Raw genomic sequence first — 24,637 nt, 5'->3', positions numbered from 1 at the left:
ATGCGCTGGTCGCGGGTTGGGTGGTGGTTATGCTTGATTCCTGCGCTGGCGACAGCGCAGGACGAGCCGCTGCGCTTGGCGTTCGACGGGCAACTGCTGCGGGTCAGCCAGACCCAGGTGCTCGATCGCCAGCCGCTGCCCGATACCTTGCAGGCGCCGCTGGGGAGTCTGTGGAAGCTCTTTGTCTACGCCTGGCTGGTGGACACCGACGCCCGTGAACCGGTGTATGAGTGCCGGGGAGAGTCGAAGGAAGAGGTCTATTGCTGCAATGCCGGGCAGAGCGTCGGTCGGGATCAGGCCCTGGTGAAATCCTGCGGGTTGTATTTCGAACCACAGCGGCTCGGGCTTTCGGCCCCGAACTGGCGCGACTATTGGCAGGCCCGCCAGGCGCCAGCATGGCTGTTGGACTTGCCGGCCCTGCAACCCCAGACGCAGGTGCCTGTCGCTGAACTGCTCAAGACCCTGGCCACGCTGCCGGCCCAGGATCAGGCGCGGCGGGTGCTGCTGGACGTGGTGCTCAACGCGGCGGACGGGCGACTGGTCGGCGAATTGGGCAGCCGTCTGCGGGTCAAGACCTGGAGCTGGCTGGGTGACCAAGGGCCGTCGTCCCGCCAGGGTGGTTTCGCCGGTTGGCTGGCGGACGGCACTCCCGTGTGGGCCGGTGGACGCGGCACCAGCCAGCAGGTCCTGAAGGTCTACGGCGAGGGCTTGGCGGCGGCGCTCCCGTCGCGTTGGCCGGTGGAAACCGGGCGTTGCGTGGAAGTGGGACTGTTTGCCCGTTATCCCTTGCAGCGCGTGATGTCGGGCGACCGCCCGGCCACACCGGGACAACTGCGGGGCGACTACCGCGTCGAATTCGCCAACGGCAATCAGTTGGCTATCCACAGCGACGGCGAGCTGTTCCTGATGCCCGGCAAGCTGGTGGCGCGCTTGGACCGGGAGGAGTACGTCGCCCGGGTCCTGCAACGCGAAGCCAAGGCCGAGCCCGTCGAAGCCGCCAAGGCCTTGGCCGTGGCGATCCGCACCTACCTGCTGCAAAACGCCCAGCGCAACGGCGATTGCCTGAGCATCGACGACAGCAGCCATCGCCAGCGCGTCGCGCCACGCCCGGCGACGGCTGAAACCCGTGCGATTGCCGCCTGGACCAGTGATCTGGTCCTGGCCGGCACCGATGTTACCTATCACTCCGACCAGGCCGGCCCGGACAAACTGTCCTGGCTGCAAGCCGTCGAACAGGCCAATGGCGGCCAGCGCTACGACGCCATCCTGCTGCATGCCTACCCGCGCGCCAGCATCAGCCGCTGGGACAATCCGATAGCGTCCTGCGAAGCGTTGCCTGCAGCCCAGGACTGGCTGCTGAAACAGCGACGCGGCTGGCGTTCGCGGTTGGAAAGCGAAGTGGGCTACAACGAAATCAGTTCTTTCGCCGTCTGCCGCGTCGCCTTCGGCCGGCCTTACGTCGACCGCGAGCGCCAGCGCATCTATGTGCGCGGCGTGCTGTCGCTGCAAGACCGCCTCGACCTGACCCATGAATACCTGCACCTGGCCTTTGAAGCTCACCCCAATGGCCAGGACGAAACCTATATCGAAGGGCTCGCCCGTCACCTCTTGCTGGAATAGACCATGACACTCCGTTATCCACAGGTCTTGTTGTTGCTTTGCGCCTTGACCGCGTTGCCACCGGCCATCGGCGCTGACACCATCAAGCTCGACACCCCGGTCGGCGGCTGGCGCAGCGGTGCGCCGGGCGGCGAAGGCGAAAATTTCAGCCAGACCGTCAACTACCCGGCCTCGTCGGTCAACACTCCCCAGGGCCAGGCCAACACCGCCCGGATCAGCGGCCAGATCAAAGGCACGCCCAAGGAAGGCAGCGAGCCGGGCAAACTCATCATCAACGGCGTGACCCTGCCGTTGAAGCTTGACCCGGAGGGCCGCTTCGACCGGCCGTTTTCGTTCCCCAACGGCAGCAACAGCGTCGAAGTGCGCAGCCCCGACGGCCAGCAGCGCCACCGCACGCAGTTTCTCAACACCAGCGGCGGCGCCACCCCGGCCAAGCTGCGGGTGCTGCTGACCTGGGACAGCGACGGCACCGACCTGGACCTGCACCTCGTCACCCCGGACGGCGCCCACATCTGGTACGGCGACCGTGTCGTCCCCAACGGTGCGGCCCTCGACGTCGACGTCACCACCGGCTACGGCCCGGAAATCATCGCCATGCCCGCGCCGATCAAAGGCCAGTACCTGGTGTATGTGAACTACTACGGCGGCGGTTATCGCAGCGATGAAGATGGCGAGGAACAAGCGCAACAGGCCCTGACCACGGCGCAGGTGACCCTCATTACGGAAGAAGGCACGCCAAACGAGAAGATGGAAACCTTCGTGGTGCCGATGCGGGCGGCGGGCGAACTGACGCTGATCAAGAGCTTTAGCTACCCATAAGGCCATCCCGGTCCCCTGTGGCGAGGGAGCTTGCTCCCGCTGGGCTGCGCAGCAGCCCCATCTGAAGCTGACTGCACTTTTACCTGACACACCGCGGCGCCTGACTTGGGGGCCGCTTCGCGCCCCAGCGGGAGCAAGCTCCCTCGCCACAAGAGCGGTCGGTGCTTGTGATCAATAAAATCTCACGCGTGAGCTATTGTGAGCTTGCGAAACTACCTGTAGTGTTTCTCACGCGTGAGTTTTTTCACAGTGAGGTCCGCACCATGCCAAGTAGCTCTCCAGCAGATCCGCCCGACGGGTCTGTGACCGATTCAGCGAGCCGCAAGGGAGAGCGCTCCAAACCCTCCGCGAAAAAACCATCGAGCTTCTACATGAAGCAGATGCGCGCCGGCTTGAGTGCCGCCGGGTATGTGAAACACGAGACTTGGGTGCTTCCCGAAAATCGAAGCCTGCTCAAGCAGATGGAGAAACAGCTACGCCAACCGATTCTGGCTGGCTCATTCATGTCGGAGAATTACATGAGCGCAGGTAACAACTGGAACATCGACCGCCTCTACAGCGCCCTTCAGGCCCTGGACGAAGTGGTTGCGAACGAAATCACCCTCTCTCTCGTTCAAGGTTCCGAGTCCAGCATCAAGCTGGAAATGAACGATTTTGGTGGGTTGCCGATTTACATCGCGGTGGTGGGCGATCAAGTCATCGTCGATACCGTCCTGGTGGATGTCGAGTCGATCAATGACGTCGCGGCCTTCAATGATGCCGTGCTGCGTAGCCGGGAAATGTTCCCGCTGTCCTCGATCGGTATCGAGTCCATGCCCAACGGGCAGGTCGTCTACAACATGTTCGGCGCCTTGAGCTCCGATTCCAGCCTGACCAACGTCGTGACCGAGGTCAAAACCCTCGTCGACAACGTCCAGCGCGCCAGCGAAGCCTTCGAACGCTTCTTCATTTAATTTTCGCCGAACAGGAACTGTCCAATGACTCAGTCTATCTGGAGCAAATTGTTCACCGCGCTGCGTGGCGGTGCCAACGAAGTCGGCGAATCGATCGTCGATCAACAGGCCTTGCGCATCCTCGACCAGGAAATTCGCGATGCCGACACCGCGCTGGCCAACGCCAAGCGTGAGCTGGTCACCATCATGGCCAAGCACAAGCTGGCGATGGACCGCGTGGGCGAATACAACGCCAAGATCAAGGACCTGGAAGCCAAGGCCCTGGCCGCGATCCAGGCCAACCGTGAAGACCTGGCGCTGGAAGTGGCCGAAGCCATTTCGACCCTGACCAATGAACTGGACGCCGAGCAAAAGCACGCGACCGAATTCGGCGGTTACGCGGACAACATGCGCAAAGACATCACCAAGGCCGAAAGCCGCATCAAAAGCCTGCGTCAGCAGGTGGACATGGCCAAGGCCCGTGAAAGCGTACAGAAAGCCCAGGTCAGTGCTTCGATCGCCAGTGGCGGCGCCAATGGCAAGCTGGAAACCGCCGTCGGCACGCTCAACCGCCTGCAGGCCAAGCAACAGCAACGCGCGGCTGAACTGCAAGCCCAGGACGAATTGGCCGAGGCCTCGACCGGCAACGACCTGGAGCGCAAGCTGCGCGACGCCGGCATCACGCCGAACGAAGGCAGCGCCAATGCGATCCTGGAACGCTTGAAGAAAAAATCGGCTGAGTGATCTGTTCGGGCTGATCAATTCAGGCCGGCCGAGCACCAAACCTGTGGCGAGGGAGCTTGCTCCCGCTGGACTGCGCAGCAGTCCCATTCCTTGGGGCCGCTTCGCGCCCCAGCGGGAGCAAGCTCCCTCGCCACAATAGTGTCCGGCGCTCCTTGGATTTAATTGTGACGCAGGTACTTTTATCCAAGCCCAGCAACAGGTTTAATGCTGTCCGGCCACTACGCTCGAGCACTCAGGCGCCAGCGCGATTATCCCCCCCAGGAACAAAGCCCCACGGAGTCAGGGACGAAATGTCTATTTTCCTTTTGTTGCGCGCCTACGCGTCGTCCTTCTTCCATCGGTTCGGCTGGGCAGGCCTGGCGATTGCGTTGGGCATACACCTGTCCACAGCCTGGATCGGCCTGGTGCTCCTGGGCGAACAACACCTCATCGCCGCCGCCACGTTTACCTATTTCTATCTCACCACCACGCTCACCGTCGGCTATGGCGATCTCGCGCCGCAGACCTCGGCGGGCCGCATTTTCGTCGCGACCTGGGTCATGCTCGGGGGCATTGCGCTGCTGACAGCGGCCATCGGCAAAACCACCAGCAGCGTCATCGATGTTTGGAGAAAAGGCATGAAGGGCAAGGGCGATTTCACCGGCAAGACCGGCCACACCGTTCTCATCGGCTGGGAGGGTGCCTCCAGCGAGCGGGTCATTGAATTGTTGCTGCAGGACGAAACGTCGAATGACAACCTGATCGTCATCTGCGATTGCGATCTTGAAGAAAATCCCATGCCCGGCAAGACGGCGTTTATCAAAGGCGACAGCCTGTCCTCCGTCGCACTCTTGCAGCGTGCCGGCGTACCGGGTGCCGAACGCGTCCTGGTCCGCACCCATTCCGACGACCTGACCCTGGCCACCGTGCTGGCGGTCAATCAACTGCACCCGGTCGGGCATGTGGTCGCCCACTTCAATGACAGTGAAGTCGCTGCCCTCGCCAGCGCCTACGCGCCCAGCCTGGAATGCACTTCAAGCATGGCCATCGAAATGTTGGTGCGTGCCTCCCAGGATCCGGGCTCGTCAGTGGTCATCAATGAACTGCTGTGCGTCGGCCAAGGCGCCACCCAGTACCTGATGAAACTGCCCGAGACGTTTGAAGCCACCTTCGGCGACCTGTACACCCGCATGAAAGAGCAGCACAACGCGACCCTGATCGGCTACCGTGCCCAAGGCGCCCGCCAGCCTTCGATCAACCCGCCCGGCGCCACGCGTGTTGCCGGTGGCGAACTTTTCTACATCGCTTCCACGCGTCTCAAGGAAATCTCCAATGGGATGGTTTAGACAGTTGATGGGGCTTGAGGCCCCGAACGCGAACAAGCCTTCGAACGGGACCGCCGGTGCAAACCTGTCACCGATCGGGCCGTTGGGCCTGGCATCCGGTAAAGGCCTCATGTTCGATTCCACGCTGAAGTTATTGCTCGACGGCAATACCGAGGTGTTCATCCCAGGCTCGCAAGAGATCTGGAGCATGGGCATTGTTGACCTCGGGCAGTCGAACTGGCTGTCGCGCTGCTATATGAACGATGAAGACTACTGGCTGCAAGTGCATACCAGCGGCGACATCGCCGGGCAGGTCGAGTCGGTGATCCTGTTCAACTACCTCAGTTACGTCACCCTCAACAGCGAAGCGGAGCTGCGTCGCCTGGCTGGCCCCGACAGCTTGATTGGCCTGCCGACCTACACCCACAACGGACTCGAATACACCCGCGAGTGGGGCACCGAGCCGGGCCAGACCGAGCTGGTGGCGTTGAGCGAGCGGCTGAGCAATCCGGATGAGACCTACAGCGTCGAGCACCGTTCGATGCTGTACGCCCGCGACACCGGCCTGACAGATCGCCGCGAGTTCCTGCTGTTCTCCGTCGAAGAGGACGCCGAAGGCACTGTCAGCTTGAGCACTTCGCTGGGTATTTCGCTGTACACCACCGACCTGAACGTTATTTAAAAAGGAAGAAGTCCATGTTTGAAGCGCTCTCCATTTCCCTGAACAAAGCCGCCGTGTTCGGCTTTGTCTCGTACATCCTCGGTGCCGCCATTCTGTTTTCGCTGTTCCAGTTCATCTATACCCGCATCACACCGCACAAAGAGTTCGAACTGATCCGCTCGGGCAACGTTGCCGCCGCTATTGCCCTGGGTGGTGCGATCATTGGTTTCGCCATTCCAGCGAGTAATGTGATTGCCTACTCCATCAGCATCCTGGACTTTGTCGTTTGGGCCGTGATCGCCGCTTTCGTGCAACTGCTGGCGTTTTTGCTGACCAGCCTGGTGCTCAAGGGCGCTTCCGAGCGCATCAAGAAAGGCGAGCTCGCCGCGGGCATCTATATCGCCGCCGTGGCCATCAGCGTCGGCATGCTGAACGCCGCGTGCATGACGCCTTCCCAGAACTGATTGCGCCCCGGAGATCCCGATGAAACGAAGCAAGTACGTTCAGCTCTCGCTGGCCGCGTCGGTCGCCATGGCGATATCAGGCTGCGGGCCGACGGAAAAAACCTATGAGTTGAAGAAGAAGTACAACTTCCAGTCCGTGCAGCAATGTGTCGATGAGAAACTGCCAGTAGACATTTGCGCCGACGCCTACATGACCGCCATGACCGAGCATCGCCGCATTGCGCCGGTGTACGACAACCAGGCCGATTGCGATGCCGACTTCGTCCCCGATTGGTGCCAGCAGGACTCCGTCGGCAAGTTCATCCCCAAGTTGGGTGGTTTCGAACTGAGTGCCGAGGGCGAGGTTACGCAGTCCGAAGTGGACGCGGCCAGGGCCCAATTGCCGGCCTCGGAAGCGGCGAATACCGGTGGAGGTTTCAGCAATCTGCTGACCGGACTGCTGATCGGCAACATGCTGAGCGGCAACCGCAACAGCTATTTCTCCGAGCCGGTCTACCGCTACCGCGATGATCGTGGCGGCTTTGGCTCCTCAACGCTCAGCCAGCGGGTGTCGACAGGCTCGACGTTCACCAAGTCCAACCAGGCGCGATACGGCAGCTACACCGACTCCATCAAGTCCAGCAGCAAGCCGATGTCCGTTGCCTCCTCGACCTCCCGTGGCGGCTTCGGCAGCAAAGCCAGCGCCCGCAGCGGTTGGGGTGGTTCGAGCAGCTCCGGCGGCTGAGGAACGAGCGCCATGAAGAAGGTCCATTGCGCCGAACGTCATGACTGGAAACAGACTGCCGAGCATCTCGGCTTTCTGTTCCACACCATCGACGACGAACCCTATTGGGACGAGCGCGCGTACTACCAGTTCACGCTCAAGCAGATCGAGAACGACCTGGAAGACCCGACCAACGAGATCCATGAGATGTGCATGGACCTCGTGGCTCGTGTGGTCCAGAGCGAAGAATTGCTGGAGCGCCTGAGCATTCCCGCACCGTTCTTCGACATGATTCGCACGTCATGGCTTGAAGGTCACCCGCACCTGTATGGGCGCATGGATTTCTCCTACAACGGTACCGGGCCCGCCAAGCTGCTGGAGCTCAACTACGACACGCCGACCAGCCTGTACGAGGCGGCGGCGTTTCAGTGGGGCTGGCTGGAGCAATGCATCGAACGCGGTTTGCTGCCGGCCCATGCCGACCAGTTCAACAGCATCGACACCAAGCTGCACCAGGCCTTCGCTCAGTTGCAGCTCACCAGGCCGTTTTATTTCGCCTCGATGAAAGACTCGGTCGAGGACAAAGGCACCACGGACTACCTGCGGCTGGTCGCGGAAAAAGTCGGCATCGAATCGCGGCACATCGATATCGAGGACATCGGGCTTAACAGCGAAGGCCGTTTTGTCGACCTGCAAGAGCGTTGGATTCCGCACCTGTTCAAGCTGCACGCCTGGGAATTCATCTTCCACGAACCGTTTGGCGCCGCGATTGCTCAGTGTGATACGCAGTTTTTCGAGCCGGCCTGGAAATCGATCATCTCGAACAAAGGCATCCTGCCGTTGCTGTGGGAGGCCCACAAAGGTCACCCGAACCTGCTCGCGTCGCACCTGGACACTGATCCGGGCAAAGCCGTGCCCAAGGGGTGGGTGCGCAAACCGTTCTTTTCCCGGGAAGGTGCCAACATCGAGTTGCAAACCGCCGATGGCCTGATCGTCAAGGAAGACGGGCCCTACACCGACGCTCCGTTCATTCTTCAGGAGTTCGCGCCGCTGCCTCGGTTTGACGACAGCTACACGCTGATTGGCTCCTGGGTCATTGGCGACCAGGCGGCCGGTATCGGCGTTCGGGAAGACAACAGCCTGATCACCAAGGATTCGAGCCGGTTCCTGCCGCATCTGATTCTCGACTGACTGCCCACCTGTGGCGAGGGAGCTTGCTCCCGCTGGGCTGCGCAGCAGCCCCCTCCAAGCTGAATGCCCTTCTAACTGACACACCGCAGCGGCGGGTTTAGGGGCCGCTGCGCGCCCCAGCGGGAGCAAGCTCCCTCGCCACGGGTTATGTGTCCAGCTGAAGTGCCAAGCTCAAGCGACGAACTTCTGTGGGAGCGAGCTTGCTCGCGATGGCGGTGGATCAGCCGACATTGATGTTGACTGACCTGACGCTATCGCGAGCAAGCTCGCTCCCACAGGTTTAGGTGTTCATCGCAGGCTTTTTCAGGTCCACCAATACCGAACCAGATGGAAGAAAATCGGCGCGGCGAAGCACACCGAGTCCAACCGATCGAGCATGCCGCCGTGGCCTTCGATCATGTGGCCCCAGTCCTTGACGCCACGGTCACGCTTGATCGCCGACATGACGATGCCGCCGGCAAACCCCAGCAGGTTGATCAGCAAGGCGATGAGGAACGACTGCCAGGGGTTGAACGGCGTGATCCACCACAGCGCGCCACCGATCAGCGAGGCCAGGAAAATGCCGCCGACAAAACCCTCCACGGTTTTTGAGGGTGACAGGTTCGGGGCGATCTTGTGTTTGCCGAACAACTTGCCGCACACGTACTGCAGCACATCCGACAGCTGCACCACGATCACCAGGTACGCGATCAGCAACAGGTTGCGGCCTTCGAAACCGGCGATGTCCAACGTCAGCAGCGCCGGGACGAAGGAGATGCAGAACACCGCGATCATCAGCCCCCACTGGACCTTGGAAGCCCGCTCCAGGAAGTGCGTGCTGTCGCCGCCCAGGGACGCCAGGATCGGCAGCAGCAGGAACACATACACCGGGATAAAGATCGAAAACAGCCCGTACCAGTCGTAGTAGATCAGCAGGTACTGCAGCGGCAGCGCCAGGTAGAACGCGGCCACCAACGCGGGGTAGTCGCTGCGCCGGGTCGGTGTCAGGGTCAGGAATTCCCGCAGGGCATAGAACGACACCGCGTAGAACAACAGGATGACCGCCGCGTTGCCGAGCCAGAACGCAATGCCGATCACCAGCACCATGATCCACCAGGCGTTGATCCGCGCATTGAGGTTCTCAATGACCGAGTTCGGCGCGCCTTTGGTGCGCAGCTTGAGAATGAAACCAACCAGCGAAGCCAGCAGCAGAATCGCGCCGATCCCGCCAAACAACATCAGGGTATATCGATCCATGTCAGACGTGCTCCGGGGCCAGTGCCAGCAGCGCGGCGCGGCTGCGTTCAAGAAATTGCTCTTTGCTTTCACCGTCTTCGATGCACAGCGGCGCGCCGAAACTGGTGGTGCATAACAGCGGCAAAGGCAGCACACGACCCTTGGGCATGACGCGGTTGAGGTTGGCGATCCACACCGGGATCACCTCGACCTCGGGATGAGCCTTCATCAAGTGATAGATCCCGCTCTTGAAGGGCAACAGGCCTTCCTCCGGATTGCGCGTGCCCTCGGGGAAGATGATCAGCGAGTCACCGTTCTCCAGCGCGTCGAGCATCGGTTGCAATGGGCTGTACGACGGATCCTTGCGCTCACGGTCCACCAGCACGCCGTTGAACACCCGGTTGATGATGTAGCGGCGCACCGGGCTGGTCTGCCAGTAATCGGCGCCCGCGACTGGGCGGGTGAGCTTGCGCAACACCGGTGGCAGTGAGGCCCAGAGCAACACGAAGTCTCCGTGGCTGCTGTGGTTGGCGAAGTAGATCCGCTGCACCGGTTGCGGCGCACAACCGAGCCACAGGCTGCGAGCGCCCGTGACCATGCGGGCGGCAGAGGTGATGAGGTTGGCGACCACGGGTTCGAACATGAAAATTCCTTGTCCTGAGAAGCTCGGGTAGTGACGCAATCTTTGACGGCTGACAAATTCACTGTGGCGAGGGAGCTTGCTCCCGCTGGGCTGCGCAGCAGCCCCATTCAAAGCTCATGCACTTATAACTGACACACCCCAGCGCCTGGCTCAGGGCTGCTTCGCAGCCCAGCGGGAGCAAGCTCCCTCGCCACAGTAGTCGTTTGCCATCCGGTATTCGTTAACTTTAAAACTATCTGACGTCTGAAAAGGCTAACCAGGGACTGGCCAGGATGAAGCCCAGCGTCAAGACAATTTGTACGGCCAGCAGCCGCGACTGCCGACGCAGCAGCAACAACGCGCCATGCCGGCGTTCGGTCCAGAGACGGCCGGCGCGTGCGGCCGGTTGCAGGCCCAGGGAGGTGAGGGCTTGATCCAAGGTGTAGGTGCGCTCGGCCAGCGATTGGGTGCTGTCCGCCATGCGCTGGAACAGATCGGCATCGAACGCCACGCGCAACGCCCAGTATTTTTCCAGCACGCCGAAGACGATCAGTACAGCACTCAACAGCAGCAACCACGGATCAATGACGCCCACCAGCCACTGCCCCAACCCCAGCAGCGCCGCCAGCAGCGTCAGCCCGGTGGAAAGCTGATCCAGCGAGTGACCTCGACGCAGCAGGCTCGCCACGGTGTGCAGTTCCATATCACTGATCATGGAGATTCCCCTGTGCTGTGGATAACTGATCCAGCGCCCGACGGTGCGCCCCATGCAAGACAATGCGCGGCTGGGCTCGCTGGATTTGTATGATAGCTGCATCGACGCTGGCGGCCCGCCCGCTGTGCAGCAACCACGCAGCCACGGCGGTGGCGCTGCGCGAATAGCCCAGGGCGCAGCAGACCAACACCGGTCCTTGCTGGCGCAGGCCTTCAATGGCCTGTGCCGCCGCCAGGCATTGCTCGGCATTCGGCGCCGTCAGGTCAAGCACCGGCAACGAGCGATAGGCGATGCCGGTGCTGTCCACGGACAACTCGGCACAGAGGTCGACCACGCCAGTGAACGGACTGTCCTTCAACTCCATCGGCGTGGGGACTCGCCCCAGCCAGACGTTATCCGCCACCTGTTCCGGCTGCGGATGCTTGCGCGTCCACCCGCGAGAATTGATCCACGCCGCCGCCAGATACGGCGCCAACAGCCAGCGCGCCGCCGGGCTCAGCCGGCCATCGGCGCGTTTCTGAAAGCCGCCGGCATCGAACGCCAGGTAATTGAGCGCCACCAACAACACCGCCACCGCCGGCCAGATCAACCACAGCCACGCGCCGCCAAAGGCAAACGCCACAATGAAAAACGCCGCGGCGCCCAAGGCATACCGCAGAGCCAATTGCAGGCGCGTTCGGTCTGAAGTCAGCCGCGCACTGTGCAGCGGACTTGGCCGATCCAGCGGCCACAACCAGACACACAGCCACCCGGCCAATGCGCCCGTGGGCAGGTCAATGAAGTGATGTTGATAAGTGGTCAGCACCGACACACCAATCAGCGCGAACCAACCGTGCATCACCCAGCGCCAGACACCCTGCAAATGCCGCTGATAACAAACCCACAGCACCACCAGCAACGCGATGTGCAGCGACGGCGCCTGATTGAACGGTTTGTCGAACCCGGCCAATACGTCGAACAACCACCCGAATACCCCATCCATTTCCGGCCGTGAGAAGGTAAAGCGCAACGGCCAGAGCAGAAAGCAACTGACCGCAATCACCTGGGCCGTGAGCAGGCGCAAGGCGTGGCGCTTGAGTTCCAAGCGGCTGGTGGGCAGCAACAGGGACAGGCCGTAAAGCAGATCAATCGACCAGTACGGCACGATGGTCCAGGCCATGAACGGCATGTGGCGTTCCCAATCGAACACCAGCGTGCCGACGTCGTCACGCTGCGCCGTCACCCAGGTGGCGAAGCCATAGGTGCTGAAAAACAGCGGTGCCAACAACAGCAGCCACAGCACCGCCGGTTTCAGCAGATTGGGCTCGCGGATCGGGGCAATGACGGCGCTCATTACTGCACTCGCTGAGCCAGCGAAACGCTGAAGATGCCCCACTCATCGACGCGCAGGGTGATCTTGCGGAAGCCCGCCGCCTCGACCAATTGGTCCATTTCCGCCTGAGTGCGCCGACGCATGACCCAAGCCTGCCCGGCGCGGTGGCTGGTGAGGGCGCGGGCGATCAGTTCCAGCTGCGGGTGCCACGGCTGGCCGGTGTAGACCAGGAAACCGCCGGGCTCCACCGCTTCGGCCAGGCCCGCGAGGGAACCGCCAACCATCTGGTTATCGGCAAACAGTTCATACAAGCCGGACACCACCGCAAGGGTCGGTTTGGGTTCCAGGGCCGCCAGGTCCTGGCGGTCGAAGGCATCTCCTTTGACGAACTGGGCAATCTCACCCAAGCCTTTTTCCAGGATCAGTGCGCTGCCATCGCGCACGTTGATGTCGCTGTAGTCCCGCAGCAGGATCGACTCCGGCAACGGGCTGACGCCTTGCAGCGCTTCGAGAATGTAGCGGCCATGGCCGGCGGCGATGTCGACGATGCGCACCTCGCGATTCTCTTCACGCAACTTGCCCATGGCCAGGCGCAGCAGCTCCTCGACGTTCAACTTGCGCTGGCGAATGCCGCGCCAGCCGATGGAGTTCAGGTAATTCTGGTCAATCATCTTGCCCAGCGCCGAGGTGCCGGTGGGGCGATTGCGGTAGACGTAATCCAGGGTGCTGCCGGAGTCGAACCCGGTGTCGAAGCCCAGCTTCACCCCGGCTGACAACTTGCTACCAAAGCGCATGCTGGCGCGGGTCATGCGCCAGTACAGGTCACGCAACGAGTTGTGCGGCAGCGGCGTGGCCAGGGTTTCGGCTTCGGCGCAGGTCGCGCCCAGGCGATCGGCGTCCAGCAGGGAAGGGCGGTCCAGTGGCCGCTCGAAGTTCTGCAGGATGAAACGGCGGGCACTGGCAATGGCCGGCGCACGGTTCTTCTCGCCCAGGGTGTCGTGGAAGAACCCCGGCAGAATGTGTTTCTCCTTGTGCAAACTGCCCAGCCGCTCGAAGAACTGCTCCTGGGGTTTGCGGTGCACCACAAAATCGGAACCGGAGATCAGCAGCTGCGTTGGCACCTGGATCGCCTGGGCATCGGCGACCACGCGGTCGGCGGCTTCGTACAGGCCCAGCAGCACGTTCACCGAAATCGCCTTGGTGATCAGCGGATCGCTGTCGTAGGACGCCACCCGCTCCGGGTCATGGCTGAGGAATTTCGCCTTGACGTAACTGTTGACGAAAAAATTGCCGCGAAACTTGCGCATCAACGCCAGGCCCGGACGGGCGAAAGGCACGTAGAGCTTGACCTTGAACGCCGGCGAGGCCAGCACCAGCGAACGAATGCGTGGCGCGTAGTCGTGGACCCAAGTCGACGCGATCACCGCGCCGACGCTTTGCGCCACTACCGCGATGTTCGCCTCGTCGATCTGGTGCGTGGCGCCGATGTGATCGCAGAAGGTCTGCACATCCCGCGCACTGGTGGCAAAACTCGGACTGTCGCCACGGGCGCCGGGGGACTGGCCGTGGCCGCGTGCATCCCAGGCAAAGAAGTCGAAGCCGGGCAGGTCCAGCTCATCCACCAGGTGCGCAATGCGCCCGGAGTGTTCATGCCCACGGTGAAACAACAACACGGCCTGGCGGGGTTCACCCGCCGGGGCATCGACAGCCGGCCAGTGTTGGTAGAACAGTTCCACGCCATCGTGGGTGGTGAATGTCCGGTGTTGAGCTTCGCGCATTGCAAGATCCTTTATGCTGAGGGGGCGTTTTCCTTCACTTGGTCCAGGCCATGACGGACCCGATTGACCAAGGTATAAACCAGCAGGGCGGCAACCACCGCCATCACACCATCGACCCACAGCGCCCCGAGCCAACCCAGGGCAATACCGGTCGCCAACACGCCAAACACAAAGGCCCGATCACTTTTCCCCATCGGCCCGTCATAGCGCCGCGAAGCCCCGACCATCGCCCCTAGCACGCCGGCGTATTCGCTGAACAACGCCAACAGCGTGACCAACAACACGAGCAACAGACTGGCATCGGGAATCAGGGCGAAAGGGAGGATCAAGGCCGCGTCGGCGATGATATCGCATAGCTCATTCAGATAGGCACCCAGATGCGATTGCTGCCCGAACTCCCTGGCGAGCATGCCATCCACAGCGTTCAGCGCCATGCGCAGGAACATCCAGATCGGCACCAGAACGAACACCCAAGGGTGACTGGCGAACCAAGCGATCACCGCACCTACCAACACTGAAATGACGCCTGCCAACAGCGTGACCTGGTTGGCGGTGACACCCTTGTCATAGAGCCGTTGGACCATGGGGCGTAGCAGGTTCTGGAAGGCGGGTTTGAGCTGGTAGATGGAAGGCATTGGGGTGAGATCTCGGCCGGTTTCGGGGCTGGGCGTATGCAGGTGCGAGATTACGATAGGTTGAGGGGTTACTGGCGGGTATTTCTTGAGAATGAGCGCGGGTAGGCATCTAAAACAGAACTGTTTGTAGGAAAACCACCTGTTTGAACGGGCTCAACCCATAAAGATCGGCCTATGCCGACCCCGTGGCGAGGGAGCTTGCTCCCGCTGGGCTGCGCAGCAGCCCCAAAGAACTCAACTCAATTTGCTTGGCCCACCGAGTCGTGGGATCGAGGGCTGCTACGCACCCCAGCGGGAGCAAGCTCCCTCGCCACAAGAGCGGTGGGAGCGAGCTTGCTCGCGATAACGGTACGCCAGAATTGGCCAACAGTTTGCTAACCCCATCCCGGCGTTTATAACCGTCGCAGGGGTTTGCACGCCTAGCATTTAAATTTAGCGAATCGCCCTACGTCCACCGCTTCTTTCACTGACTTAATTCCTCAGCCATCGTCGGCAAAGTCTCGCGTTCGTCCCTGTCCCGCGAGACTCCCGCATGTTTGCCCCCGACAAGCTCCTGGCTTTGAACAACACCATCGGCTCCCTGGTGGTGGCGGCCATGGACCCCGAGCAGCCGGATGTCGAAGCGGTACTGGCGGACTTCCGCACCTGCCTGAACGACTACGACGCCTGGGCTGAAAGCTTCTGGGCTGGCTGGGCGCTGGACCTTGAGCAGGTATTCAAGGTCGGCAACGAGGTGGCGCTGTCGGCGTCGAAGAACCTGGATCAACCCATCAGTGCCACGGTGGCCGCGTGTCCGGCCGGTGGTCCGCTGACGCTGGTGCACATGTTCCAGGCGGCGCGCTTTGTGCCGATTGGCGATACCCCAGTGATGCTGGAGCCCGTCACCGGCGGCGCGCCCGGGAAGGAAACGTTCGGCGAGCCAGTCCACCACGTCATTGGCCCCAGCGGCATCCTGGAAATCCCCGAATGCTGGCGTGGCGGGCGTTACCGCATCACTTTTTTCCCCCATGTGACGGCCGCTCACGTCAAGGCGCTGTATGCGTCTTACCAAGGGGTGATGGATGAACTTGAGGGCTGGCTGAAGGCCGAGTGGGACGAGTTTCAACCCCTGTGGGCGGCGTTTTCCGACGCCGGGTTTCGCGAACGTTATGACCTGTTGCAGCAGGCCGATTGGCGCGGTTTTGAAAACGCCCTGCATCAGCTATGGGATGACGTTAAGCAGGTGTTCGAGCTGCTGGCCGACCTGCAAGCCAACAGCGAAAAGCTGCTGGAATACCTGACCCAGATCGAACTTGAGCAGTTACTGAAAGCTTCATCCGAGGCCATCGCCAAAGGGTTGATGGTGTTGAGTGACGAGCCGTTGCTCTTCGTTCACATGGCGGCATTCGTCAGTTGGCTGCGGATGTTGCCGCCTCAGTACATGGCCGAAGTCGTGGGCGAAATGCGCGCCTCGGTACTGATCAATTTCCTGTTGATGCGGTTGACCAGCGCCCTGGGCGTGGGCGTGCGGATGAGCGGCAAGGTACTTGGCCAGCTCCGCTCGGAGCGGGCTCGCGAGTGGTTGCAGGCATCAAGCCTGAGGCTGGCCCAACGCTCCACCGATCGGCTCGACCGGCATGCCGACGTGCTGAAGCCGGTAGTGATCAGCGTCCAGCGTGCGCCATTGAAACCGACACCTGTCGGACCTCTGCACATCACCCCCGAGCATTCTGCCCCGGTGGCGGTCAGCAATCCGGCCGCTGTGGCGCGGGAAAAATCCCAGGGCTCCACAAGGCTGAGCAGGCACGACCCCCACGACGACGCCCCAGCCCAATCGAAAAACCCCAACGGCGACAGCGCCGACACCGCCGCCCAGACCCAAACCAGCGGTTGTCCGGTGTCGATGGTCACCGGCGAAGAACTGCTGACCCTGGAAGACGGCACCCTCGATGGGTGTCTGCCATTTGTCTTCACCCGCTTGTACCGCACCAGCGCGGTGGAGCTGGACATGGGCCTCGGGCGCGGCTGGAGCCATGCCCTCGCGCACCGCTTGCAGCTCGACGGCGAGCAGGTCATCTGGATCGACCAGGAAAACCGCCGTACGACCTTTCCCCTGCCCAACGAGCAGCGCCCGGCGATCCACAACAGCCTGGCCCGCGCGGCCATTTACCTGGGGCCCGAGCCGGACGAACTGATCATCGCCCAGCCCGGCGAAAACGCAGCGTTCCTACACTTTCGCGACGGTCATCTGACCGCCCTCAGCGACCTCTACGACAACCGCCTGACCCTGCAGCGCAACATCCACGGCGACATCTGCCGCCTGGACAACGGCGCCGGGCGTGCCCTGCGCTTGCGTTACGAGCAGCGCCACCTCGTGGCCATCGACTACCAGAGCTTCCACCCGGCCCTGACCCTGGACGACGCCTGGCGCACCGAACAGACGCTGGTTTCCTACCGCTATGACGGACGTTTCCGACTGATCGAAGCGACCAACGCCGCCGGGGAAAGCGAGCGCTACGACTACGACGACCAGCACGTCATCCTCCAGCGGCAATTGGCCGGTGGCGCGAGTTTTTTCTGGGAATGGCAAGGGGCCGGGCGGGCGGCTCGCTGCGTCAGGCATTGGGCCTCGTTTGCACAGATGGACAGCCATTACCGCTGGGACGAGGACGGCAGCGTCACGGTCCAGCACCTCGATGGCAGCCAGGAGGTGTATGTCCATGACGACCGGGCGCGGCTGGTGCGCAAGGTCGAGCCCGATGGCGGTGAGCACCTCAAGGCCTATGACGCACAAGGCCGACTGATCGCCGAGCAGGACCCACTGGGCGCCGTCACTGAATACCGCTACGACGAAGCCGGCCGGCTGGTGGCGCTGATTCCACCCCTGGATGAGCCCACCTCCTACGAATACCGCAACGGTTTCCTACACGCACGCTGGCGCGGCAAAGCCGTGTGGACCTATCGGCGCAACGCCCAGGGTGACGTGATCGAGCGCATCGATCCGGATGGCCAGCGTACGGAATATGCCTACGACCCCCAGGGGCAACTGCTGGCGGTTGATTACCCAGACGGCAGCGCACATCGGTTTACTTGGAATCGCCTGGGCCAGTTGACGGAAGAAACCCTGCCCGACGGCAGTCAGCGGCATTTTTCCTACGACGTCTTGGGGCGTCTGCTAAGCCGCCAGGACGAACACGGCGCCCTCACGCACTACCAATGGGACGCCGTCGGCCGCCTGCTCCAGACCACCTTGCCGAGCGGCGCCACCCGCGCCTGGACCTACAACGCCTACGGCAAGGTCACCAGCGAGCGTGACGAGCAGGGTCGCGTCACCCGCTACGAATACGCCGACGACCTGCACCTGATCAGCCGCCGCCTCAACCCCGATGGCTCCGAGCTGAAGTACCGCTACGACTCGGCGCGACTGTTGCTGACCGAGATCGAAAACGAATCCGGCGAAAAATATCAGCTGGACTACACGCCCAACGGTTTGATCCGACAGCAGATCGGCTTCGACGGCCAACGCACCGCCTACGCCTACGACCGCAACGGCCACCTGTTGGAGAAAACCGAATACGGCGACGACGGCAGCCAGCTTGTCACCGCTTACCAGCGCGACGCGGCCGGGCGGTTGCTGGTCAAGACCCTACCCGACGGCCAGGCGATCGAGTACCGCTACGACCGCCTGGGGCGGCTGGTCCACGTCAATGACGGCAGCGACCATCCGCTGGCCTTCGAGTACGACGCCCAGGACCGGCTCATCACCGAACACCAGGGCTGGGGCACCCTGCGCTATGGCTACGACGCCTGTGGCCGGCTCAATCACCTGCGCCTGCCGGACGACAGCAAGCTCGACTACCACCACGCCCGGGGCGGCGCGCTCACCGCGATAAACCTGAACGGCTCGCGGCTGACCGAGCACCACATGCGCGGCGGTCGCGAACGACAGCGCCAACAAGGCCTGCTGCGCAGCCAATACGACTACGACGAACAGGGCCGGCTCAAGGCCCAGACGGTGTGGCAGCACCAGCAGCAACTGTTCTGGCGCGATTATTCCTACAGCGCCAAGGGCAACCTTGAGGCCCTTTCCGACAACCGAAACCGCCGCAACTACCAGTACGACCCGCTGGATCGCCTGGTCCGTATCGACTATTCCCACACCGAGCCGCCGGAACATTTCGCCCACGACCCGGCCGGCAACCTGTTGATGCTCGACCGCCCCGGCCCGACCACCTTCAAGGGCAACCGCCTGCTGATGGAGGGCGACCGCCACTACGACTACGACGCCTTCGGCAACCTGATCCGCGAACGCCGTGGCAAGGGCCGCAGCCTCGTCAGCGAATACCGCTACGACAGCCTGCACCGCCTGATCGGCGTCACCCAGCCGGACGGCCGCGAAGCGTCCTACCGCTACGACGCCTTCGACCGACGCATCAGCAAGACCGTGGATGGCCTGACCACGAATTTTTTCTGGCAAGGCGACCAGCTCGTCGCCGAAAGCAGCCCGCGTCACCACCGCAGCTACCTCTACGAACCGGGCACCTTCCGCCCCCTGGCGATGCTCGACGGCAAAGGCCTCAACGCCTGCCCGTTCTACTACCACCTCGACCACCTGGGCACGCCCCAGGAACTGACCAACTACGGCGGCCAGATCGTCTGGTCGGCACGCTACAACGGCTACGGCAAAACCACCGAACTGGCCCACGGCGGCGGCGAGCAGCTGGAACAACCGCTGCGCTTCCAAGGCCAATACTTCGACCCGGAAAGCGGCCTGCACTACAACCGCCACCGCTACTACAATCCCGGGACCGGCCGCTATTTGACGCCTGACCCGAGCAAGCTGGCGGGTGGGCTTAATGGGTATCGCTACACCGTGAATCCGACGGGGTGGGTGGATCCGTTGGGGTTGGTGGATTGTCCGGGGAAGGGTGGGTGTAGGCCGGCGGTTGGGGGGCAGGATCCGGCGGCGAAGGTTGGGGTGGATGAGGGGGAGACGAAGCTCCCTCAAACCAAACCAAAAGATATCTATACCTATCGAGGTGACTCAAGGGAGCCTTGGGAAATATTTGAGGCAGGATTCGAGCCGTTAGGATGGAGTACTGATCTATTTTTGCATGCTAAAAATAATCGAAATCCGCCTAGTATTTATGTAAGTACAACCCCCTCAATGGCAGAGGCAATAGAATTTGCGACTGGTTTTGGGTATGAGTCTGGATACGTATATGTGTTAAAAAATGTACCGGGTATTGATGTGAATAAAAAACTAGGTTTGATGTCGCCACATCGAAAGGAAGTGGAGATAGCTGTGCCTGGAGGGATTGATAGAAAAGATATAGTCGGGGCAACACCTGTGAATGAAGATGGAACTTACGTAGGGCACTCAATACCTAATTTTGATAGGTGAAAATATGACTTCTAGAGAAGTAGCAATTGAAATTGATGGCGTCGTTAAGAGCGCGATTTTTCGATGTGATCGAAAAGTTACGGCTCTGACCGTAACGATGCCAGATGGGTTGGTGAGAAGTTACACGGCGGCGGATTTATATTTGTGCTTGGGGATGGTTAGGAAAGATTTTCCGGACGTGAAATTTTTATGCAAGGGAGCCAAAATTAATGTGTACCCCTCGCGAATGTCTTCGCAAATGGCTGGTGGCATAGTGGCCTACGAAGTCCGTTGGGGAGAAACGGCAGATAAAACTGATATAGTTAATATTTTTGATTATGAAGATAAAGATCTAACCAATGATATTACTAAGCAGGCTGATTATCATCAGCGCTGGTTGCAGTCTTTGAGCGCTGGTTCGTGATTTGCTCCCGCTGAGATGCGAAGCACTCTTTATCGATTTTCTGCGCCATGACTCCTCGCGTCCGTCCGCACATCAAAAAACAACGCCGCCCCCAATGTGGGAGCGAGCTTGCTCGCGATAGCGGAGTGTCAGTCACATCAATGGCAGCTGATCCACCGCCATCGCGAGCAAGCTCGCTCCCACATAGATTCATCGGTGATTTGTAAATCACTACTCACCCCCAGCCATTAAAAAAACCACCCCTTTGGCACCAATAACATCGTTTCTCGCCCCCGCAGCTTTTCCCTATATTGGCCCTCAGATCCGGCGGATGGCTCCACATCCGCCCCCTCAGTGCGAGTAGTGCCAATGAATAACAAACCTCACAGCGCAGGGCTTGATAACGCAGGAGCGGGTACCCGGGCGGTCTGGGGTGGGGAGCAAGTCAGGCATCCCTACAACGCCACGCAAACCCCCATCGTCGTCAGCGCCGCCTACGGTTACGACGACATCGACGTCTGGTACGACGTCGCCCTGGGCAAAGCCCCGGGCTTTATCTACAGCCGCATGAGCAACCCCACCGTCGAGACCCTCGAAGCCAAGATCCGCGAACTGGAAATGGCCGAGTCCGCCGTGGCGTTCAGCAGTGGCATGGCGGCGATCAGCAGCGTGCTCTACACCTTTCTGTCTCATGGCGACCGGGTGGTCTCGACCAAGGACAGCTACGGCGGCACCAACAAGATTTTCGAAGAATTCCTGCCGCGCATGGGCGTGGACGTGACCTTGTGCGAAACCTTCGACCACGAGGAAATCGAGCGGGAAATCGCCAAGGGTTGCCAGTTGCTGTACCTGGAAACGCCCACCAACCCGACCCTGAAAATACTCGATATCCCACGCCTGGTCGCGGCGGCCAAGCGCGTCGGCGCCGTGGTAGTAGCGGACAACACCTTCGCCACGCCGCTTAACCAGAACCCGCTGGCACTGGGCGTGGACGTGGTGATCCACAGCGCGACCAAATTCCTCAGTGGCCATGGCGATGTACTCGGCGGCCTGGTGTGCGGCAGTGAAGCCTTGATGGCCAAGGTTCGACACTACCGGGAAATCAACGGCGCGACGCTCGACCCGTTCTCGGCCTACATGATCATCCGTGGCATGAAAACCCTGGTGCTGCGCATGCGTCAGCAGCAATCCAGCGCCCGTGCCCTGGCGGAGTTCCTCTGCACCGAACCGCTGGTGGAGTCGGTCAATTACCCCGGTTTGCCCAGCCACCCGAACCACGCCGTGGCGTGCGCGCAGATGTCGGGCTTCGGCGCCATCGTCAGTTTTGTCCTCGCCGGCGGCATGGACACGGTCAAGCTGCTTCTGCCGCGCCTGCGCTTCGCCCATTGCGCGGGCAATCTCGGTGCGGTGGAAACCATCTACGGCCCGGCGCGCACCACCAGCCATGTCGAAAACACCTTGGAAGAACGTCTGGCCCTGGGCATCTCCGAAGGGCTGGTGCGGGTGTCCGTGGGCATCGAAGACACCGACGATCTCGTCGACGACCTGAAGCAGGCGTTCGCCTTTGTCAAAAAACTGCGGGATGAACTGACGCAGACAACCTCAACCAATCAAGCGTGCACCGAAACAGCCAGTTGAAGTTTTAACGTCAATACCCCACGACAAGGCGGTCACTGGGGCGTTCATGAATAGGAATAATAATAAAACTTAGCGGCGACGTGTTTTGACTCTGCCTTGTGACTTATCGCAGACGTAAACCGCGCCCTAACACTTTCATGAGAACAACCATGTCCATAAAAGAACAACAACACACCGGCTTCAAACAGGAAATGCAGACGCGCCACATCGTCATGCTGGCATTGGGCGGCGTGATTGGCACCGGGCTGTTCCTCACGTCCGGCTACACCGTTAACCAGGCCGGCCCGTTGGGGGCGGTGATCGCCTACATCATCGGCGCACTCATGGTGTACATGGTGATGATGTGCCTGGGCGAGTTGGCCGTGCAGATGCCCGAAACCGGTTCGTTCAGCACCTACGCCACGCGTTTCCTCGGGCCGGGCACCGGCTACACCGTGGCGTGGTTGTATTGGCTGACCTGGACCGTGGCGATCGGCTCTGAATTCACCGCCGCCGGTATCTTGATGACGCGATGGTTTCCAGACACGCCGGTATGGATCTGGAGTGCGCTGTTCGCCGGTGTGGTGTTCCTCACCAATGTGGTCTCGGTGCGTTTGTTCGCCGAGACCGAGTTCTGGTTGTCGCTGGTCAAAGTGGTCACCGTGGTGGTGTTCCTGCTGATTGGTGGTGGCGCCATCCTTGGCCTGTTGAACATCGACCAGGCCCACAGCATCGGGCTGAGTAACTTCACTCGCGAGGGGCTGTTCCCTACCGGTTTCATGCCGATCGTCATGACGCTGCTGGCGGTCTCGTTCGCCTTCTCCGGCACGGAACTGATCGGCATCGCGGCGGGTGAAACCAAGGACCCCCAGCGCAATGTACCGCGGGCCATTCGCACCACGGTGCTGCGCCTGGCGGTGTTCTTCGTCGGGACCATTTTTGTCCTGGCAACCTTGCTGCCCCGCGAACAGGCCGGGATCGTCGAGAGCCCCTTCGTCACCGTGTTCACCTACATCGGCATTCCGTACTCCGCCGACATCATGAATTTCGTGATCATTACTGCCTTGCTCTCGGCCGCCAATTCCGGTTTGTACGCCGCCTCGCGGATGCTCTGGACCCTCAGTGACCAAGGCCACCTGCCCAAGCGGTTCTCGGCCCTGACTCGCATGGGCACGCCGCTCAACGCGATTATCGTGAGCATGGCCGGTGGCGCCGCTTCGTTGCTCAGCAGCGTGTTCGCCGCCGACACCATCTACCTGGCGCTGGTGTCGATCTCCGGCCTGGCCGTGGTGGTGGTGTGGATGAGCATTGCCGCGAGCCAGATTGCCTTTCGCCGGCACTATGTCGCCCATGGCGGCGATGTGCGCGACCTCAAGTTCCGCGTCCGTGGTTATCCGTGGGTGCCGCTGGGGGCGTTGATTTGCTGCAGCCTGGCCTGCATCGGCATCGCGTTCGACCCGGAACAGCGGGTGGCGCTGTACTTTGGCTTGCCATTCATTGCCTGGTGCTATTTCGTGTACTTCATTACCCGCAAAAGCCGCGAGCAACGCTTGTCGGTGGCCTCCATGGCACAGCCGTCCGATGCGTTCTAGCCAGCGCTGAGACTGGCGAGTGCGCTCGGTGGAAGGGGTGTCAACGAGGTCAACACCATGAAGCAAAAACCGTTACCCCCTCTGAACTGGCTGCGGGCCTTCGAGGTGTCCGCCCGCTGCCTGAACTTCACCCACGCCGCCGAAGAGTTGTGCTTGACCCAAGGCGCGGTCAGTCAGCAGATCCGCCAATTGGAAAGTCACCTGGGGGTGGCGCTGTTCAAGCGCTTGCCCCGTGGCCTGGGCCTGACCGAAGAGGGCCAGGCCTACCTGCCGGTGGTGCAGGACGCGATCACGCGACTGGCGGTGGGCACCAACGAGATCTTTGGCCAGCACAAACGCCGGCCGATCAAGGTCCGCGGCAGCCTGGCGTTTTTCGTGCACTGGCTGGCCCCCAAGCTGGTGGACTTTCGCCAGGCCCATCCCCAGGTCGACATCCGCTACATCAGCAACATCTGGGTCAAGGAACTGGACGGCGAAGATGACATGGAAATTCGCTGGGGCCACGGTCAATGGCCTGGCCTGGTTTCACAGCGATTGACCTGGGACACCTTGTTTCCGGTGTGCTCGCCAGCCCTGATGGCGAGTTCGCCACTGAAGGTGCCGGCAGACGTGGCGAAGCATCCGCTGCTCCACGTCCTGGGTTACGAAGAGGGCTGGGGTTATTGGTTGAACATGGTCGGTGCGGACAGCGTTGATTCCTCGACGGGTATGCAGTTCGACACGCTGGTGTGCACCTTGCGCATGGCCGAACTGGGGCAGGGGATCGCCCTGGCTCGCTCGTCGATGGTGGCTGACCTGCTGGCGGATGGGCGCCTGATCGAACCGTTCGCCCAACGCATCGAAGCCAGCGAATCGTTCTACCTCGTTCGCGGTTCCGGCACCGACCAACACCCCGACGCGGTCATGTTTGCCACCTGGCTGGTCGAGCAGGCACATCGTTTCAAATGA

Annotated in this window: 20 protein-coding genes; 14 read left to right on the top strand and 6 right to left on the bottom strand. The window is 61.4% G+C overall.

Annotation, left to right across the window (positions count from 1 at the left end):
- The 9 genes from QNH97_RS25210 to QNH97_RS25170 all read left to right on the top strand — a co-directional run bounded on the left by QNH97_RS25210 (position 1) and on the right by QNH97_RS25170 (position 8,438).
- Positions 1–1,620, top strand: a complete 1,620-nt coding sequence (locus QNH97_RS25210; protein WP_283554400.1) for a DUF2300 domain-containing protein — start codon at positions 1–3, stop codon at positions 1,618–1,620.
- 3 nt (positions 1,621–1,623) lie between these two features.
- The gene (locus QNH97_RS25205; protein WP_283554399.1) at positions 1,624–2,439 is read left to right on the top strand and encodes a YfaP family protein; all 816 of its coding nucleotides are present in this window, start codon (positions 1,624–1,626) and stop codon (positions 2,437–2,439) included.
- A gap of 371 nt (positions 2,440–2,810) precedes the next feature.
- A complete protein-coding gene (locus QNH97_RS25200) occupies positions 2,811–3,392 on the top strand; it encodes a YjfI family protein (protein WP_025215706.1) in 582 nt (193 codons plus the stop codon).
- A gap of 24 nt (positions 3,393–3,416) precedes the next feature.
- Positions 3,417–4,115, top strand: a complete 699-nt coding sequence (locus QNH97_RS25195; RefSeq protein ID WP_283554398.1) for a PspA/IM30 family protein — start codon at positions 3,417–3,419, stop codon at positions 4,113–4,115.
- 290 nt (positions 4,116–4,405) lie between these two features.
- Positions 4,406–5,440, top strand: a complete 1,035-nt coding sequence (locus QNH97_RS25190) for an ion channel (protein ID WP_283554397.1) — start codon at positions 4,406–4,408, stop codon at positions 5,438–5,440.
- Complete coding sequence (locus QNH97_RS25185; protein WP_283554396.1) at positions 5,427–6,101, top strand: DUF2491 family protein; 675 nt, start codon at positions 5,427–5,429, stop codon at positions 6,099–6,101. Before QNH97_RS25190 ends, QNH97_RS25185 begins: the two co-directional genes overlap by 14 nt.
- 14 nt (positions 6,102–6,115) lie before the next feature.
- Complete coding sequence (locus QNH97_RS25180; protein WP_283554395.1) at positions 6,116–6,544, top strand: DUF350 domain-containing protein; 429 nt, start codon at positions 6,116–6,118, stop codon at positions 6,542–6,544.
- Between the two features lie 19 nt (positions 6,545–6,563).
- Complete coding sequence (locus QNH97_RS25175) at positions 6,564–7,268, top strand: DUF1190 domain-containing protein (RefSeq protein WP_283554394.1); 705 nt, start codon at positions 6,564–6,566, stop codon at positions 7,266–7,268.
- 12 nt (positions 7,269–7,280) lie between these two features.
- Entirely contained in the window at positions 7,281–8,438 is a 1,158-nt protein-coding gene (locus tag QNH97_RS25170; RefSeq protein ID WP_283554393.1) for a glutathionylspermidine synthase family protein, read from the top strand.
- A 303-nt stretch (positions 8,439–8,741) separates the two neighbouring features.
- On the opposite strand, the gene QNH97_RS25165 is transcribed toward QNH97_RS25170, so the two are convergent.
- From QNH97_RS25165 to QNH97_RS25140, 6 genes are all read right to left on the bottom strand, one after another.
- Complete coding sequence (locus QNH97_RS25165; protein ID WP_135847378.1) at positions 8,742–9,674, bottom strand: phosphatidate cytidylyltransferase; 933 nt, start codon at positions 9,672–9,674, stop codon at positions 8,742–8,744.
- A 1-nt stretch (position 9,675) separates the two neighbouring features.
- Complete coding sequence (locus QNH97_RS25160) at positions 9,676–10,296, bottom strand: lysophospholipid acyltransferase family protein (RefSeq protein ID WP_283554392.1); 621 nt, start codon at positions 10,294–10,296, stop codon at positions 9,676–9,678.
- Positions 10,297–10,528: 232 nt separating this feature from the next.
- Positions 10,529–10,990, bottom strand: a complete 462-nt coding sequence (locus tag QNH97_RS25155; protein WP_283554391.1) for a hypothetical protein — start codon at positions 10,988–10,990, stop codon at positions 10,529–10,531.
- Positions 10,980–12,323, bottom strand: a complete 1,344-nt coding sequence (locus QNH97_RS25150; RefSeq protein WP_283554390.1) for a phosphatase PAP2/dual specificity phosphatase family protein — start codon at positions 12,321–12,323, stop codon at positions 10,980–10,982. The genes QNH97_RS25155 and QNH97_RS25150 overlap by 11 nt, the downstream gene beginning before the upstream one ends.
- The gene (locus tag QNH97_RS25145; protein WP_283554389.1) at positions 12,323–14,080 is read right to left on the bottom strand and encodes a bifunctional alpha/beta hydrolase/class I SAM-dependent methyltransferase; all 1,758 of its coding nucleotides are present in this window, start codon (positions 14,078–14,080) and stop codon (positions 12,323–12,325) included. Before QNH97_RS25145 ends, QNH97_RS25150 begins: the two co-directional genes overlap by 1 nt.
- A gap of 11 nt (positions 14,081–14,091) precedes the next feature.
- Positions 14,092–14,715: a CDP-alcohol phosphatidyltransferase family protein gene (locus QNH97_RS25140; RefSeq protein ID WP_283554388.1), complete on the bottom strand. Its 624-nt coding sequence runs from the start codon at positions 14,713–14,715 to the stop codon at positions 14,092–14,094.
- A 532-nt stretch (positions 14,716–15,247) separates the two neighbouring features.
- Here QNH97_RS25140 and QNH97_RS25135 point away from each other — a divergent pair.
- The 5 genes from QNH97_RS25135 to QNH97_RS25115 all read left to right on the top strand — a co-directional run bounded on the left by QNH97_RS25135 (position 15,248) and on the right by QNH97_RS25115 (position 24,637).
- Positions 15,248–20,098: an RHS repeat-associated core domain-containing protein gene (locus QNH97_RS25135; RefSeq protein ID WP_283554387.1), complete on the top strand. Its 4,851-nt coding sequence runs from the start codon at positions 15,248–15,250 to the stop codon at positions 20,096–20,098.
- A 4-nt stretch (positions 20,099–20,102) separates the two neighbouring features.
- Complete coding sequence (locus QNH97_RS25130; RefSeq protein ID WP_283554386.1) at positions 20,103–20,501, top strand: hypothetical protein; 399 nt, start codon at positions 20,103–20,105, stop codon at positions 20,499–20,501.
- Between the two features lie 348 nt (positions 20,502–20,849).
- A complete protein-coding gene (locus QNH97_RS25125) occupies positions 20,850–22,118 on the top strand; it encodes a cystathionine gamma-synthase family protein (RefSeq protein WP_283554385.1) in 1,269 nt (422 codons plus the stop codon).
- Between the two features lie 149 nt (positions 22,119–22,267).
- Positions 22,268–23,689 (top strand): amino acid permease, encoded by a 1,422-nt coding sequence (locus QNH97_RS25120; protein WP_283554384.1) that lies wholly within the window; start codon positions 22,268–22,270, stop codon positions 23,687–23,689.
- A gap of 57 nt (positions 23,690–23,746) precedes the next feature.
- Positions 23,747–24,637 (top strand): LysR substrate-binding domain-containing protein, encoded by an 891-nt coding sequence (locus tag QNH97_RS25115; protein WP_283554383.1) that lies wholly within the window; start codon positions 23,747–23,749, stop codon positions 24,635–24,637.

Origin of the sequence: Pseudomonas sp. G2-4 (genome assembly GCF_030064125.1) — a bacterium.
Classification (GTDB): domain Bacteria; phylum Pseudomonadota; class Gammaproteobacteria; order Pseudomonadales; family Pseudomonadaceae; genus Aquipseudomonas.
The sequence above is the reverse complement of the archived record's forward strand: the minus strand, read 5'-3'. Positions and strand labels throughout refer to the sequence as shown.

Bases quoted from the DNA above. Each gene is read 5' to 3' on its own strand.
- QNH97_RS25210 (WP_283554400.1), top strand. From the start codon at position 1: ATGCGCTGGTCGCGGGTTGGGTGGTGGTTATGCTTGATTCCTGCGCTG.
- QNH97_RS25205 (WP_283554399.1), top strand. From the start codon at position 1,624: ATGACACTCCGTTATCCACAGGTCTTGTTGTTGCTTTGCGCCTTGACC.
- QNH97_RS25200 (WP_025215706.1), top strand. From the start codon at position 2,811: ATGAAGCAGATGCGCGCCGGCTTGAGTGCCGCCGGGTATGTGAAACAC.
- QNH97_RS25195 (WP_283554398.1), top strand. From the start codon at position 3,417: ATGACTCAGTCTATCTGGAGCAAATTGTTCACCGCGCTGCGTGGCGGT.
- QNH97_RS25190 (WP_283554397.1), top strand. From the start codon at position 4,406: ATGTCTATTTTCCTTTTGTTGCGCGCCTACGCGTCGTCCTTCTTCCAT.
- QNH97_RS25185 (WP_283554396.1), top strand. From the start codon at position 5,427: ATGGGATGGTTTAGACAGTTGATGGGGCTTGAGGCCCCGAACGCGAAC.
- QNH97_RS25180 (WP_283554395.1), top strand. From the start codon at position 6,116: ATGTTTGAAGCGCTCTCCATTTCCCTGAACAAAGCCGCCGTGTTCGGC.
- QNH97_RS25175 (WP_283554394.1), top strand. From the start codon at position 6,564: ATGAAACGAAGCAAGTACGTTCAGCTCTCGCTGGCCGCGTCGGTCGCC.
- QNH97_RS25170 (WP_283554393.1), top strand. From the start codon at position 7,281: ATGAAGAAGGTCCATTGCGCCGAACGTCATGACTGGAAACAGACTGCC.
- QNH97_RS25165 (WP_135847378.1), bottom strand. From the start codon at position 9,674: ATGGATCGATATACCCTGATGTTGTTTGGCGGGATCGGCGCGATTCTG.
- QNH97_RS25160 (WP_283554392.1), bottom strand. From the start codon at position 10,296: ATGTTCGAACCCGTGGTCGCCAACCTCATCACCTCTGCCGCCCGCATG.
- QNH97_RS25155 (WP_283554391.1), bottom strand. From the start codon at position 10,990: ATGATCAGTGATATGGAACTGCACACCGTGGCGAGCCTGCTGCGTCGA.
- QNH97_RS25150 (WP_283554390.1), bottom strand. From the start codon at position 12,323: ATGAGCGCCGTCATTGCCCCGATCCGCGAGCCCAATCTGCTGAAACCG.
- QNH97_RS25145 (WP_283554389.1), bottom strand. From the start codon at position 14,080: ATGCGCGAAGCTCAACACCGGACATTCACCACCCACGATGGCGTGGAA.
- QNH97_RS25140 (WP_283554388.1), bottom strand. From the start codon at position 14,715: ATGCCTTCCATCTACCAGCTCAAACCCGCCTTCCAGAACCTGCTACGC.
- QNH97_RS25135 (WP_283554387.1), top strand. From the start codon at position 15,248: ATGTTTGCCCCCGACAAGCTCCTGGCTTTGAACAACACCATCGGCTCC.
- QNH97_RS25130 (WP_283554386.1), top strand. From the start codon at position 20,103: ATGACTTCTAGAGAAGTAGCAATTGAAATTGATGGCGTCGTTAAGAGC.
- QNH97_RS25125 (WP_283554385.1), top strand. From the start codon at position 20,850: ATGAATAACAAACCTCACAGCGCAGGGCTTGATAACGCAGGAGCGGGT.
- QNH97_RS25120 (WP_283554384.1), top strand. From the start codon at position 22,268: ATGTCCATAAAAGAACAACAACACACCGGCTTCAAACAGGAAATGCAG.
- QNH97_RS25115 (WP_283554383.1), top strand. From the start codon at position 23,747: ATGAAGCAAAAACCGTTACCCCCTCTGAACTGGCTGCGGGCCTTCGAG.